This is a genomic window from Flavobacterium sp. PL002 (assembly GCF_054165825.1).
The window spans coordinates 3818283-3831443 of record NZ_CM135110.1 but is presented as its reverse complement, the minus strand read 5'-3'; the positions used below and the strand labels follow the sequence as shown (position 1 = coordinate 3831443).

General features: G+C 32.2%; 14 protein-coding genes. 4 read left to right on the top strand and 10 right to left on the bottom strand.

Annotation, left to right across the window (positions count from 1 at the left end):
• Positions 1–170 precede the first annotated feature (170 nt).
• The 7 genes from ACVEGE_RS16775 to ACVEGE_RS16745 all read right to left on the bottom strand — a co-directional run bounded on the left by ACVEGE_RS16775 (position 171) and on the right by ACVEGE_RS16745 (position 7385).
• Positions 171–716: a LemA family protein gene (locus ACVEGE_RS16775; RefSeq protein ID WP_173855056.1), complete on the bottom strand. Its 546-nt coding sequence runs from the start codon at positions 714–716 to the stop codon at positions 171–173.
• 7 nt (positions 717–723) lie between these two features.
• Positions 724–1377: a DUF1266 domain-containing protein gene (locus ACVEGE_RS16770; RefSeq protein ID WP_192500024.1), complete on the bottom strand. Its 654-nt coding sequence runs from the start codon at positions 1375–1377 to the stop codon at positions 724–726.
• Between the two features lie 30 nt (positions 1378–1407).
• Complete coding sequence (locus tag ACVEGE_RS16765) at positions 1408–2982, bottom strand: DUF3137 domain-containing protein (protein WP_192500025.1); 1575 nt, start codon at positions 2980–2982, stop codon at positions 1408–1410.
• Between the two features lie 17 nt (positions 2983–2999).
• The gene (locus ACVEGE_RS16760) at positions 3000–3464 is read right to left on the bottom strand and encodes a hypothetical protein (RefSeq protein WP_192500026.1); all 465 of its coding nucleotides are present in this window, start codon (positions 3462–3464) and stop codon (positions 3000–3002) included.
• A gap of 263 nt (positions 3465–3727) precedes the next feature.
• Positions 3728–5068: a DEAD/DEAH box helicase gene (locus tag ACVEGE_RS16755; RefSeq protein WP_192500027.1), complete on the bottom strand. Its 1341-nt coding sequence runs from the start codon at positions 5066–5068 to the stop codon at positions 3728–3730.
• Between the two features lie 123 nt (positions 5069–5191).
• Positions 5192–6751, bottom strand: coding sequence for a DEAD/DEAH box helicase (locus ACVEGE_RS16750; protein WP_173852093.1), 1560 nt, complete (start codon positions 6749–6751; stop codon positions 5192–5194).
• A 112-nt stretch (positions 6752–6863) separates the two neighbouring features.
• On the bottom strand, positions 6864–7385 hold the full coding sequence (locus ACVEGE_RS16745) for a DUF6155 family protein (RefSeq protein ID WP_192500028.1): 522 nt from the start codon (positions 7383–7385) through the stop codon (positions 6864–6866).
• A gap of 106 nt (positions 7386–7491) precedes the next feature.
• Between ACVEGE_RS16745 and ACVEGE_RS16740 the strand changes: the two genes are divergently transcribed.
• The 3 genes from ACVEGE_RS16740 to ACVEGE_RS16730 are packed head-to-tail and all read left to right on the top strand — an operon-like array spanning position 7492 to position 9605.
• Entirely contained in the window at positions 7492–7797 is a 306-nt protein-coding gene (locus tag ACVEGE_RS16740; protein WP_173852089.1) for a DUF3817 domain-containing protein, read from the top strand.
• Entirely contained in the window at positions 7790–9046 is a 1257-nt protein-coding gene (locus tag ACVEGE_RS16735; RefSeq protein ID WP_173852087.1) for a mechanosensitive ion channel family protein, read from the top strand. The genes ACVEGE_RS16740 and ACVEGE_RS16735 overlap by 8 nt, the downstream gene beginning before the upstream one ends.
• Before the next feature lie 10 nt (positions 9047–9056).
• Positions 9057–9605, top strand: a complete 549-nt coding sequence (locus tag ACVEGE_RS16730; RefSeq protein WP_192500029.1) for a GNAT family N-acetyltransferase — start codon at positions 9057–9059, stop codon at positions 9603–9605.
• Positions 9606–9649: 44 nt separating this feature from the next.
• Here the strand turns inward: ACVEGE_RS16730 and ACVEGE_RS16725 are convergent, their stop codons facing one another.
• The gene (locus ACVEGE_RS16725; protein ID WP_173852083.1) at positions 9650–10033 is read right to left on the bottom strand and encodes an acyl-CoA thioesterase; all 384 of its coding nucleotides are present in this window, start codon (positions 10031–10033) and stop codon (positions 9650–9652) included.
• Positions 10034–10100: 67 nt separating this feature from the next.
• Here ACVEGE_RS16725 and ACVEGE_RS16720 point away from each other — a divergent pair, with 67 nt between their 5' ends.
• Positions 10101–10487, top strand: a complete 387-nt coding sequence (locus ACVEGE_RS16720; protein ID WP_192500030.1) for a glyoxalase — start codon at positions 10101–10103, stop codon at positions 10485–10487.
• A gap of 192 nt (positions 10488–10679) precedes the next feature.
• On the opposite strand, the gene ACVEGE_RS16715 is transcribed toward ACVEGE_RS16720, so the two are convergent.
• Both ACVEGE_RS16715 and ACVEGE_RS16710 read right to left on the bottom strand, forming a co-directional pair.
• Positions 10680–11372, bottom strand: a complete 693-nt coding sequence (locus ACVEGE_RS16715; protein WP_192500031.1) for a DUF4240 domain-containing protein — start codon at positions 11370–11372, stop codon at positions 10680–10682.
• A 59-nt stretch (positions 11373–11431) separates the two neighbouring features.
• Positions 11432–13087, bottom strand: a complete 1656-nt coding sequence (locus tag ACVEGE_RS16710; RefSeq protein WP_192500032.1) for a M1 family metallopeptidase — start codon at positions 13085–13087, stop codon at positions 11432–11434.
• Positions 13088–13161 lie beyond the last annotated feature (74 nt).

The following is a 13161-nucleotide window of genomic DNA, read 5'->3' as shown; positions in this document are numbered from 1 at the left end:
AACGGAGTTTTTTCACAGCCTGACGTTCCCACGCTTGCGAGGTTGCAAGGTTGCGAGCTTCGCAACCGAGTATTTTTTGTTACTACTAAATTTCTTGCGAAAGATAAATGTGAATTTAGCACATAATTCGCAATCTCGCAAAACCGATGTTGTGCGATTATGCTTTATTTTCAATTCATTAATGTTTCTGCATCCACATTTTCTCTTTGTTTTTCGGTTGCAAACTCCCATTGGTGGATTTTGAAACCAAATAAACCTGCTATAATATTGGAAGGAAATACAACCACTTGGTCGTTATAATCTGTAATAGAACTGCTCAAAAACCTTCGTCCAGCTGCTATTTGCTCTTCACATTCGTTAAAGCTATATTGTAGGTTTGTAAATTGGGTATTTGCCTTTAATTCAGGATAGTTTTCTACGTTTATCATCAAACTTTTCATCAGCTTTGTGGTTTGGTCATCTTTTAGATAGTCGTTTCCATTACTAGTGCGTAGTTTAGTAATAGCTTCCAAGGTTTCTTTTTCGTAGTTTACGTATTTTTTTACTACCGAAATTAAATTAGGTATTAAATCGGTTCTCTTAATAAACAGAGCATCCAAACTAGATATAGCATTGCTTATCTGGTTTTTTTTAACCGAAAGTTTATTGAAAGTGATTATAAGCATCACCAAAACAAGTACGATGCAGACAACCAATGATATAAATAAATTTGTCATTTTTTAATTAATTTAAAGGTAAAATTGAATAAATCCCTTTTGGATTTTTAGTTAATTCAGCAGTAATTTTATCGAAGGCTTCTTTGTCTTCAGATTCGGGATCCCAAGTAAATCTTCCTTTATTATAATCTACCATATATTCTTCCCAAGTTTTAAATTCTTTTTGTGCTAATGCAAAAGCATCGCTTATGTATTTTTTAGCTTCTTCTTTAGTTAAATACCCAGCAGCATAGCCCATACAAGCATTGTTTGCAATACGCGCATAATCCCAAGCTTTGTGCGGGTTTTCGGTATCTTTTACGGTCAATAGTTTAGTCATCGATTTTTCTAAATCTGCTTTATTATGGATGTCCCACATATTTCTAAACATAATTTTAATACCATTACCTTGGTCAGTTCCAAATGGGAAGATTAAAATTTCACGATATGAAGAAATCATTTCTTCCGCATCATCTGTTGTTGGAATCATGCCTTCTACAGCAGTAACACCACCATAGCCGTTTATAAAATACATACCACCTAGCATAAATTCTTTTAGTTCTTGTGCTTCTGGGGTTACTACAGTTTTGTCCTGTTCTTTATCTTTTGCACCATCTTTACACGATTGAAATGCGACTGTTACAGTTAAAATTACTGCCAATAAAATTGCTCTTTTTTTCATTTTTTTGAATTAATTGTTAGTATTTATTATTTATGTCCAAATATTAATATTCAGTTTTAAGGTTTCTACCATTTCTAAATTACTTACTATGTCTTTAAAAAGGGTATTGATTAAATTTTGATCCATTTTGGTAAACATTGCTGCTGTTGGGGCGTCTAATTCGGCAGTTTGGTTGGTTTGGTTGTTTGCCAATACTATGTTTTGGTCGTTTATTGCTATATATAAATTGCCTTTGCTCTTGGTGTTTACTGTTTTTAAACGCTCCATCATGGCTGGTGTAAGTACATAACGAACCATGACTTGATCTTCACAATATACCGTAAATTGTTTTTCGAATTCAGGATCTTCTAATCTTATTTTAGTACCATAATCGTTTATGTAAGTCGAAATATCGTTGTCTTTAACATTGGCAAAAAAACTTTTTTTAGGAATGATATAAATAGGCGATTTGAATTTTTTATTGAAGCGCGCTACAAAATAATTACCTGCAAAAACGCTGTCGTCTGCTTCTTTTTCATTTCGCAATTGCGGACGATAACTTACGTATAAATTACACATTTGAAAAGGTACACCTACGTGTGTACCATATACTTGGTCGCCACCAGTAAGTTTATAGTCTTTGTCTATAAAAAGCTTAGAATGCATGAATTCAGGATAACCAATATGGCTGTTTCTATTGTATTCAAAATTAGGATTGATAAATGACACAACACGCCCAAGTATAGCATTTTTTATATCAGAGAAATCGCAACCAATAGCTATGTTTCCTTGAGTTTTTGCTTTAATCATATTGTATATATAATATACAATTGATAATGCAAAAATCGCACCCATTGCTATAAAAATAGTTTTGGGGTTATTCTTAATGTCAGCAAAAACAATCATATAAACCATAAAGGCAACCGAAACCAAAATGCTGCCGTATAAAAATAATTTTGACTTTTTTCTACCACCTTCCAAAGCTTTTAATTCGTCTGTAAATGCTGTTTCTGAATAGGTTTCAAAAGCAGTTAAACTTGGTAAAGCAACTTCTGCTTCATTAGGATCTAGCTTAGTATCTTCCCCATAAATACGGTTTAGAATAGCTTTCGATTTTTCTAAATTCCCCCCTCTTAAAATAATTTTTATTTGAGGGGAAAGACTTTCAATAATTGGCAAATCGTAGGTTTTTGCTGCACTACTAAAATATAGCGAAATAGCGTGTATTGGGTTTAAGTTTAACTTAATATAATACAATGGAATAGTCGTTAAATACCGTGTTTCTTCTCCAATTATAGTACACTTTTCTCCATTTTCTATTTTAGCAAAAACCTCTTCAGCATCTTTCTTTCTTTTAAGTACTTTGTATAGCTCTTTAGCTGGATAAAAAATAGTTAAAAAGATAACCAAAGGTATAACCCATTTTAAATAATTTTTTGCAATGCCTGAAGTAGCCTCTTGATGGATATTGTTAAAATATGCCATTATTTGTGGCAACGCATAGGTATAGAGTACTCCTAGTAAAACAATAACGAGTAGTGCAATAATGATGAGATTGCGAATGGTAATCCGTTTTTCTCTATCACATTCCTTATAAACTATTTCTTGGGCTTCTAAAAAAGTCATTTAGTTTTTTTTTATGATTAATCTTTTTTCCAAAGTTTAGAAATACCAAAATTTTCTTCACGCTGTTTTAATTCAAATTTATCTTTTAGCGCATTTTCTATATCTTCATAATAATCGTTACTCTTACCATACATTGTTTTAAGTATGAATCCTCCAATAAAACCGACTTCTTTACTTAAAATTTTAAGCCACCATTTTAAGCCATCGTTGTCAAATGAAACCATTGTTTGATCTTCTGGTTGTTGACTTTCTTCTTTTGAGATAAAACTTAACGTAATAAAAGTTCTGTGGTATGCGTTTTTTACGATAAATACTCCATCAGTTGATTTGCCACCAAATGCTTGAGCAGCTACACTTCCTTTTTTTAATAATTCGACTTTGTACTTGTTTTTTAACTTGCTTTGAATAGCTTCGTTAATTTGTTCGATTGTTACATTTCCAGGAATGTAATTTATTGTCAATTTGTTGTCTAATAATCCCATAATTTGTTTTGTTTAATTTGTTATTTAATTGATACTTGTTTTTATATTTATTTGTTAAATTTTAAAATATTGTACTTAATTTCTTGTTTATTTTTTGTCAAATATATATTTTTATTTTCAATTTTTAGCATATTGCACAACTTATCGATAATATTAAATACACACAACTTTTCTCATATTTACTTAAGACAAGTGCATAAAAAAACCATTACAAACTTCTTAAAGTAGTGTAATGGTTCAATAATTTATTAAAACAGTAAAATTTACTGTTTCATTTTTTGTCTTTTAACTGGTTTTTCTACCGGTTCATTTTTATTTTGCAATAAATAATTAGCTAGTAATTTTTCAATTAATTCATCCTTGGTTAGGTGATGAAAAACAGTTTTTATTTTTGTTTTTAATTCCGCGTCCACTTCATGATTGGGTTTGGTTTTAAAAATCTGTTTTGCCCAAAGCAAAGTATTATTTTCTTCGATACTTAAAGCAGATGGTTTCTTGAATTTTGCAAATTTAATTCCTAGCTCTTTTTCAAAATCAGCTATTTCTTTTTCTTCTTCTGGTTGTAAAACCGTTAATGAAAGTCCCTTTGCTCCTGCTCTTGCTGTTCTCCCACTACGGTGCACATACGATTCATAAGCATCTGGTAAGTGGTAATTTACTACATAAGAGATTTCTTTTACATCAATTCCTCTAGCAGCCAGATCTGTAGCGACTAAAATATTGATGTGTCCTTCACGAAATTGTTCCATGATTCGGTCTCTAATTCCTTGTGATAAACTACCGTGTAATGCGCCTGAAGAGAAACGGTTTATTGCTAAATTTTTAGCCAGTTTGTTTACAGCAGCTTTAGTTTTACAAAAAATGATACCACGTTCTCCTTCTTTAGAATTCAAGAAATGCATTAAAACATCTAGTTTTTCGATAGGATCCACCACAATGTATTCGTGATCAATTCCTTGATTTCCTACTGTCTCCATATTTGCACTTACTTGAACTACATTTTTGTTCAAGTAATTTTGTACTAATTGCTTTATTGTTCCTGGCATGGTTGCTGAGAACAATAATGTTTTGTGCTCTTTAGGTAATTCGGCTACGATCTCGTCTAGGCTTTCTTTTAAGATGCTTACCATTTCATCGGCTTCATCTAGAACGAGAAAATTAGTTTCTTTAAGATTGATTGCTTTACGCGAAATTAAATCTATTAAACGACCTGGTGTTGCTACTACAATATGTGTAGGTGCTGTAAGGCGTTCTATTTGTGGTTTTATAGGAATTCCTCCACAAGTGGCTGCAATAGCTACTTCAGGAAGGTATTTAGCAAATTCCTCTAAGTTTTTAAAAATCTGGTGGCCTAATTCTCTAGTTGGTACTAATATTACTGCTTGTACTACATTACTTTTAGTATCTATTAATTGTAAAAGTGGCAATCCAAAAGCAGCTGTTTTACCTGTTCCTGTTTTGGCAAGTCCTACTACGTCAGTTTTATTAGTTAACAATAGCGGAATTGCTTTTTGCTGGATTTCTGTTGGCGCAACAATTTTCAATTCGGTAAGCGCTTTTAAAATTGGTGCCGAAATTCCTAAATCTGAGAATTGTTTTGACATGTTTTTGGATTTGTTATTTTATAAAAAATAGTTGTTTTGTTTTCAATCTTTCTAGCCGTGATAGTCCGTCTCGAGAGGCAGAACTAGGTAGCATTCCCGATAACTATTGGGAAGCTCCTTATTTTACTCTTCGTCATCAGGTTCGTTCATGATTTTCTCACGATACTTTTTCCCAATTAATAAGACCATTTTAAGTTTGTAATCGTCTACAAGCCATTCGCGGTAATTTTTACTACACTGGCTTAAACATTTAGAATACCTCTTGATACGGCAGTCAATATCATCGTCTAATTCTTTACCTAGTGATTTCGCTTCTTGCAATGTCTCTGTATTATCAACACACATTGCCGCGTGTTGCTCCAGCGATTTTTCAAGTACTACCTTAGATCGAGAATTTTGTGCAATGGCTAATTTATGCTCTTCGTCTACATCAAAATCTACTACGGCTGTTTTACTAAATTTTGCTCTTAATTCAGGTGGCATTGCATATTTAAAATACAATTCAATCTCAGTATCATCACGTAAATTTTCCAGATAAAACTCTGGTGATTTAAAGATATGTTGCCAGTTTACAGGCTCACTCCATAGTCCAAAACGAGCGGCGTTATTCCCTAAGTCAATTACCGTAAACATATCTTTGTTAGGTAATTTACGCGAACCACGACCAATCATTTGGTAATATAATGTCAATGATTTTGTTGCTCTATTTAGTATAATAGTATCCACTGTAGGCTCATCAAAACCTGTGGTAAGAATACCAACCGAGGTTAAAATAGCATCTGAAGTGTGCTTAAACCAATGTAAAATTTCTTTTCTTTCCTCAGTACTACTTGTATTATCCAAGTGGCGAATAGGATATCCTGCTTCTCTAAAAGTTTCATAAACGTACAAAGACGTATTGATCCCGTTATTGAAAATCAAGGTTTTTTTATTTAATGATTTCTCAGTATAAGCATGCAATAATTTCTCTTGCATGGCCATATTAGTATACAAATCATCAGATGATTTTACGGTGTAATCTCCGTTGATACCTACTTTTAATGATGTAAGTCCTACGTCATAACTATAGGTAATGGCTTTAGCCAAAAAACCGTTGTCTATCAATGAACTAATAGTATCTCCTACTATTAACTCATCATAGCTTTGATGCATAGGTAATTTAATATTTGAGCTCAAAGGAGTCGCGGTTACTCCTAAGATAAAAGCGTTTTTAAACGAACTTAATAATTTTCTAAAAGAGTTGTAATGCGCCTCATCAATAATAACTAAACCTACATTATCTAGATGTAATTTTTCATCATTGATACGGTTTTTTAAGGTTTCTACCATGGCTACAAAACAAGAATATTCGTTTTGATCTGGAAGCTCCTTTACTTTACTGTTGATAATTTTATTCTTAACGTCAAAACCTTTCAACATTTTTGAGGTTTGCTTACACAACTCAATTCGGTGTGTTAATACCACCACTTTTTTATCATTGTTAGCCAGATAACGGCGTACAATTTCTGAGAAAATCACAGTTTTTCCACCACCAGTAGGAAGTTGGTAGAGTAAGTGATGTTGCTTAGGTGCATTGTCTATTCTTTCAAAAATGGCATCGATGTCCTGTTGTTGATACGAATAAAGTTCTTTTTTTGCTTCTTTTTTGTCTTCTTTTTCTATTTCTATAGTATTTTCAAACATTGTTTTTGTTGGGTTTTTGCAAAAATACACCTAAAAAACAGTTTATGTGTAGTAAAATCGATAAAATATAGTAGTAAGTTTAAATAAATTTGATTTATGGGCCATTTTATGATTATAATCTTTCAAGAACCGCTTTAAATTGCGGTGTGTTTTTCCATTTTTGGCTGCGCACTTCTTCATAAACCCCATGAAGTCTTGATTTAAAATCACTTAAGACCCCGTTTGCAACCGCATATTGAGAGGCTTGTTCAAAGGAATTGAGCATACTTTTATAAAAAAGTTCTTGTTTTATGGTATTTTCTGAAGCAAAGGTTTGGGCGATCTCAATATTGTAAAGCATTACATCAATCACTACAAAGGGGTCTACTCCTAACAAAACAAAGTGTTTTATGATTTTTTGAGCTACTGAGCGACGCATTTTTGCCTTTTTCTTTTTCCTCCCCGTTTGCTGCGGAAAATATTCCTGCGAAATTTTGAGTTTGGCCTCTTGCAGCAAGCTTTCTTCTTTTGGATTAAAAACAAAGTCATAATATACTTTTACCGGACTAAATTTTTCGTACAATTCTATTAATTGTTCTTCCAGTTGTTCCTTGTTTAGTTCACCTAAGTATTTTTTTAAATCGCGTTTACTCATGATAGCCTTTTTATATCCATTACAAAAGTAAATTACTTTAGCTAGGAATACCATTATAATGAATCATAATACTTAATTTTGTACTTTATTACCTAAACAAAAATTCATGCTTAAGATTTTTAAGATTACTGCTATCCTTGAAGGAATATCCTATTTGGTTTTATTTTCGAATATGCTTTTTATCAAGCCTAAATATTTTGAATTGTACCACACCTTATTATATCCTATTGGTATGAGTCATGGTGTATTATTTATTGGGTATATATTATTGGCTTTTTTATTGAAAAAAAGAATGCAGTGGTCGCTAACAACTTTTGGAATCATCTTAGCAGCCTCATTAATTCCTTTTGGAACTTTTTATGTAGAATACAAATACCTAAAAACTGATCAAAAAAACCTAAAAAATGTATAAATTGATCGGAAAAATATTCACTTACCTCTATCCTTTATTCAGGAAATGGGGAATGGGATATAGTTTTTCTTCGTACTTAAGTTTGGTTTTAAACATTGCGTTGCTTTGTTTATTAGCCTACAGTATCTATGTCATTTTTAGATTGATTCTGGTTACTATAATTGTATTTATAGCGCAACATACTAAAACACAATTTGATGATTTTTTGGTTACCAATAAAACAGCCAAATACATTGCACATTTAATTCCGCTACTTTTTATCTATAAATCAGTTCCTGTAATTCTGGATAAATTTGAATATTGGGAGAGTGTTTTTGGAAAACTCGTAGGGATTTATATTGTATTCTTAGTTTTATGGATCGTAAGAACGGTTTTTAACGCTTTACGTGATTACCTAAAACAAAAACCAAGATACAGCGATAAGCCTATTGATAGCTTCATTCAGGTTATTATGATTGTGCTCTGGATGGTAGGAGTTATTGTGATTATTTCTAAATTATTTGATTTTGAAATCAAAGAACTCTTAACTACTTTAGGAGCAGTTTCGGCATTGATTATCTTGATTTTTAGAGATATTATACTTGGTTTTGTTGCTAGTGTGCAGGTGTCTATTAATGACATGATACGCATTGGTGACTGGATTACGATGGAAAAGTTTGGCGCCGATGGAGATGTTATCGAAATCAACTTAACTACGGTAAAAGTTCAGAATTTTGATAATACCACCACTACAATTCCTACTTATAGCTTGAGTTCAGACTCTTTTCAAAACTGGAGAGGAATGTTAAAATCAGACGGTAGGCGTATTAAAAGACATATTTTAATAAAACCAAGTACCATACGTTTCTTGACTGATACGGAGCTGAACAATCTAAAAAAGATTGACTTGATTAGCGCCTATATTGATACTCGAAAAATTGAAATCGAAAAATTCAATACCGATAATGCTGTCGATAAATCACTAGCCCTTAATGGTCGTAACATGACTAATTTAGGTTTGTTTAGAAAATACATTACACAGTATTTACGCAACCATCCATCATTAAATCAAGACATGCTCTTGATGTGCCGCCAGTTACAGTCTACTGCTCATGGTGTGCCTATCGAAATTTATGTATTCTCTAGTGATAAAAGATGGGAGAATTATGAATACGTAATGTCGGACGTATTTGATCATATCTTTGCTTCAGTAGGTTATTTTGATTTAGAAATATTCGAACTGCCATCTAAAGGGAACTTTGTTAGTTAAACTAAAAAATATGGAGTTACATACCAGCCGATTAAAATTGCGATTAATTGAATTTTCAGACTTAGAAGCCATTCATCAATTGCATTCTATACCAGAAGTAGATGAATTTAATACTCTAGGAATTCCTGAAAATATTGAACAGACAGCTACTCTAATTGAATCTTGGCTTTTAGCCAATGAGCAACAAGAAGTAACAAGCTACACCTTTGCTATAGAAACAATTAGTAATAAAGTATTCATAGGTTTATTAGGTCTTAAATTATGGCCTAAAAAAAACAGAAGAGCTGAAGTGTGGTACAAACTACAACCAGATCATTGGGGAAAAGGTTACGCTACTGAGGCAGTGAATTCAATTCTAGATTTTGGTTTTAATAAACTAAACTTACACAGGATTCAAGCAGGTTGTGCTGTTGCTAATATTGGATCTATCAAAGTGCTTGAAAAAGTAGGCATGATTAAAGAAGGTAAGTGCCGACAGGTTTTACTTCTAAAATCAGGATGGTCTGATAATTATGAATATGCCATACTAGAAACTGATTACGAATTACTTAAAAAATAAACATATATAAAAAAGATAGCCCTAAAGCTATCTTTTTTATCTTATTACAACCTGTTTTTTACATATTCTATTTCCTTTTTCCCATGTGCTTTAGGTTTTCCATCTTCACCTAGGTTCACCATTGTAGTACTATCAATACTAATAATAGTTTCTCTAGTCATCATGTTTCTAGCTTCGCATTTTAGCGTTAGCGAGCTATTACCAAACTTTACTACATCAATACCTATTTCTATTATATCTCCTTGCCTAGCCGAACTTCTAAAATTTATTTCAGACATGTGCTTCGTAACCACTTTAGAGTTTTCTAATTGTATGATGGTGTAAAGCGCTAATTCTTCGTCTATCCAAGCTAATAATTGTCCTCCAAATAATGTACCGTTTGGATTTAAGTCTTCGGGTTTTACCCATTTTCTAGTGTGAAATCTCATCTTAATAATTTAGTATTGCTAAAATAAGATTTAGAAGTCAAAAAATGCTTAATTTTATAAAAAAAAGATGAGCAATAGAGATGTTTTTATAAAAGAGTTTAGAACAGAAACCATAGGATCTGTAGGTACTGAGTCCTCACAAGAAGAGCAATTTCAAAATCAAGTCCTTCGCCCTATACTAAAATTACAAAATGAATTATTTATAGCTTCTTTTTCTAATTATATAGCAAAAAATAAAGGCGATTTTGCTAATTACACAACCGAGAAAAAAAATACTTTTATAGAAAATAGTATTCAAAAAGATACCAAATACAGAAATACACTCAAAGGAATAGTTGTAGGATTATTCACCATTGAAGAATATAGAACGTATGCTAACAATACATCCAACTTAAACAAACGTATGATGAGTATGCTGCAGGAGCGTTTAAAAAGCCAATTGCAATTGTTTTAAACTAAATTTTCAAAGATTATATGGCTTCTCCACTAATTAAATCAAATTAACTTGTTGTAATAAAGTTTTTACAACGCTAAAACAAGAGTTTGAACACTACTTTAGATTAATAAATTACAGCCTTAAAAAGAAAACGGTTTGCAATAGTTACAATACTAAAGCAAACCGTTTTTAAGATAATTTATTGGACAATTATTTCTTCCATAGATTTTTATATAAAACTGGACAAATTTTTGCCATTGTTTCTGGCTCATCTACATTCCATGTAAATTTTAAAATTGGATAGTTTTCGTCATTCGTCTTAAACTTTTCATAATCAATATAACTGAAAAGCTCTTTTTGGGTAGTGTTTTTAAAAGCATTCATAGCAACATACCAGAATCCTTCAAACTCATATACTTCTTGGTCTTTAACCACTTCTTTTAGTAGCGAATCCGGATTTGCTTTCGTAGCATAAAAAACATCTTTCCCTTTTGAAATTAACCAACATCTAAAATACTCAAAACCTCCGTCAGAACAGCCATGATTCATTATATAAGCTGCGCACCACAATTGTTGATCATAGGTATCATAGAGTAACTTATCAGTTCTTAAACGAAAACCAATCATTTCGCTTGGAGTCAGTTTTTCAATTTCTGAAATTAAAAACAACTCTTGGTCTTCTTGATTACTGGTTTCTTTTAATGAAGTCGCAATAATATCCCAATAAACTGCTTCGTCAAGCATTGTACTTGATTTTTCTAAAACCAATGTATCCTTTTCGATAATTAAAGCTTTTATAGGAGCTTTGATTTTTTTATCTAAAACTGACACACTATTTTGCGCTAAGCCTATGCCGCTTACAATAAGAAAAAAAAGAGATAGGTGGCTAATTGTATTTTTCATAAAATAGTTAAAAATAGTACCGTTTATTTTTTTGAATTCCTTTGTAAAATTAGCTAAATTTATTCTGTTATATCAAATCCTGCTACATAAAAATTAGGATCAATTACTAATTTTGCTTTTCCGCTTTTAACAGCTTCTCCGTTCCAATTAGTGGTGGGTTTTAACCAAGTATCTTTACCGTCAATTTGTACTCTAACTGGCATATTAAATCCGCTAACGCAGTTTGTCCAGCGGTATCCTAAATTATTATCCTGAAAAAAATACTCTAAAGTTGGAATTCTTACGTCTCTTAAATATTGATCAAAAACCGTTTGTAAATTACTACCCACTTCTGTACTTAAATAATCTTCAATTTGTTTAGTAGTTACCGTTTGATGGTAAAAAGTACTGTTTAAACCTCTTAGAATTGTTCTCCATTTTTCATCGTTATTCACAATCTGACGGATGGTATGCAACATGTTCGCACCTTTGTAATACATGTCACTAGAACCTTCATTGTTCACATCATAATGCCCTATGATGGGTTTGTCATTTTCAATGTTTTTTCTAATTCCACGTACATATTCATCTCCAGCGTCTTTGCCATAGTAATATTCTACAAAAAGGCTTTCAGAATAATTAGTGAAACTCTCGTGAATCCACATGTCGGCAATATCTTTGTAAGTGATATTATTAGCAAACCACTCGTGCCCCGACTCGTGAATAATGATAAAATCAAACTTTAAGCCCCATCCTGTTCCGCTTAAATCCCTACCTCCATACCCATTTTTATACCCATTCCCATAGGTTACTGAACTTTGATGTTCCATGCCTAGATACGGTGCTTCTACAAGTTTGTAGCTGTCTTCATAAAATGGATAAGGACCAAACCAGTGTTCGAATGCCTTTAACATTCTAGGAACATCTTTGAATTGTTCTTTGGCTTTAGCCAAATTATCTTTCAAAACATAATAGTCACAATCCAAAACACCTTTTTCTCCTTGATATTTCTCAGAGAAGTTGACATAATCACCAATATTTATGTTTACTCCATAATTATTAATAGGATTTGAAACATACCAATTGTAAGTTTTAGTGCCATCTTTCAGCTTTTTCACACTTTGCAAACGACCATTGGATACATCCATCAAATCTCCAGGAACATTTACACTAATCAACATGTTTTCAACCTCGTCATACATGTGATCCTTATTAGGCCACCACACACTTGCACCTAGTCCTTGACAAGACGACGCAATAAACAATTTTCCATTAGCATCTTTTCTCCAAGTAATTCCGCCATCCCAGGGTGGATTTACGGCAACTTTAGGTTTACCACTATAAAAAACAATGACTTCTTTAGTACTTCCCACAGCTTGAGGCGCTAGTAATGAAATAAAAAAAGCATTGCCTTCTTTAGTAAATTGCAAAGCTTTACCGTCTTGAGTAACTTTAAGAATTTGCATTGGATTTTGTAAATCTATCTGCATCTTATTGTACTCTTTTAATACTTGATATTTAATGGTGTTAGATCCTGAAATAGTGCTATCTGCAGGATTTACTTTAATGTCTAAATGGTAATTTTTAACATCCCACCAAGCGCGCTCTTTAGTAATACTACCGCGCAAAGAATCTTGTCTGGTAAAAGCAACATCCGACTTATTTAGCAATCCTTGTGCACTTATACCAGTGTAAGCTAAAAATGCAATTAAGGCTAGAGAACTATTTTTTTTCATGAAGGAATATATTAAATAAATTAAAAACTGAAGATTATTTCACACCAGTTGTAATGCTACTGTTTATGAAAAAT

What these genes read in the sequence shown, in the direction of transcription:
- ACVEGE_RS16775 (WP_173855056.1), bottom strand. Translation starts at nt 716, where the DNA reads ATGACAAATTTATTTATATCATTGGTTGTCTGCATCGTACTTGTTTTG.
- ACVEGE_RS16770 (WP_192500024.1), bottom strand. Translation starts at nt 1,377, where the DNA reads ATGAAAAAAAGAGCAATTTTATTGGCAGTAATTTTAACTGTAACAGTC.
- ACVEGE_RS16765 (WP_192500025.1), bottom strand. Translation starts at nt 2,982, where the DNA reads ATGACTTTTTTAGAAGCCCAAGAAATAGTTTATAAGGAATGTGATAGA.
- ACVEGE_RS16760 (WP_192500026.1), bottom strand. Translation starts at nt 3,464, where the DNA reads ATGGGATTATTAGACAACAAATTGACAATAAATTACATTCCTGGAAAT.
- ACVEGE_RS16755 (WP_192500027.1), bottom strand. Translation starts at nt 5,068, where the DNA reads ATGTCAAAACAATTCTCAGATTTAGGAATTTCGGCACCAATTTTAAAA.
- ACVEGE_RS16750 (WP_173852093.1), bottom strand. Translation starts at nt 6,751, where the DNA reads ATGTTTGAAAATACTATAGAAATAGAAAAAGAAGACAAAAAAGAAGCA.
- ACVEGE_RS16745 (WP_192500028.1), bottom strand. Translation starts at nt 7,385, where the DNA reads ATGAGTAAACGCGATTTAAAAAAATACTTAGGTGAACTAAACAAGGAA.
- ACVEGE_RS16740 (WP_173852089.1), top strand. Translation starts at nt 7,492, where the DNA reads ATGCTTAAGATTTTTAAGATTACTGCTATCCTTGAAGGAATATCCTAT.
- ACVEGE_RS16735 (WP_173852087.1), top strand. Translation starts at nt 7,790, where the DNA reads ATGTATAAATTGATCGGAAAAATATTCACTTACCTCTATCCTTTATTC.
- ACVEGE_RS16730 (WP_192500029.1), top strand. Translation starts at nt 9,057, where the DNA reads ATGGAGTTACATACCAGCCGATTAAAATTGCGATTAATTGAATTTTCA.
- ACVEGE_RS16725 (WP_173852083.1), bottom strand. Translation starts at nt 10,033, where the DNA reads ATGAGATTTCACACTAGAAAATGGGTAAAACCCGAAGACTTAAATCCA.
- ACVEGE_RS16720 (WP_192500030.1), top strand. Translation starts at nt 10,101, where the DNA reads ATGAGCAATAGAGATGTTTTTATAAAAGAGTTTAGAACAGAAACCATA.
- ACVEGE_RS16715 (WP_192500031.1), bottom strand. Translation starts at nt 11,372, where the DNA reads ATGAAAAATACAATTAGCCACCTATCTCTTTTTTTTCTTATTGTAAGC.
- ACVEGE_RS16710 (WP_192500032.1), bottom strand. Translation starts at nt 13,087, where the DNA reads ATGAAAAAAAATAGTTCTCTAGCCTTAATTGCATTTTTAGCTTACACT.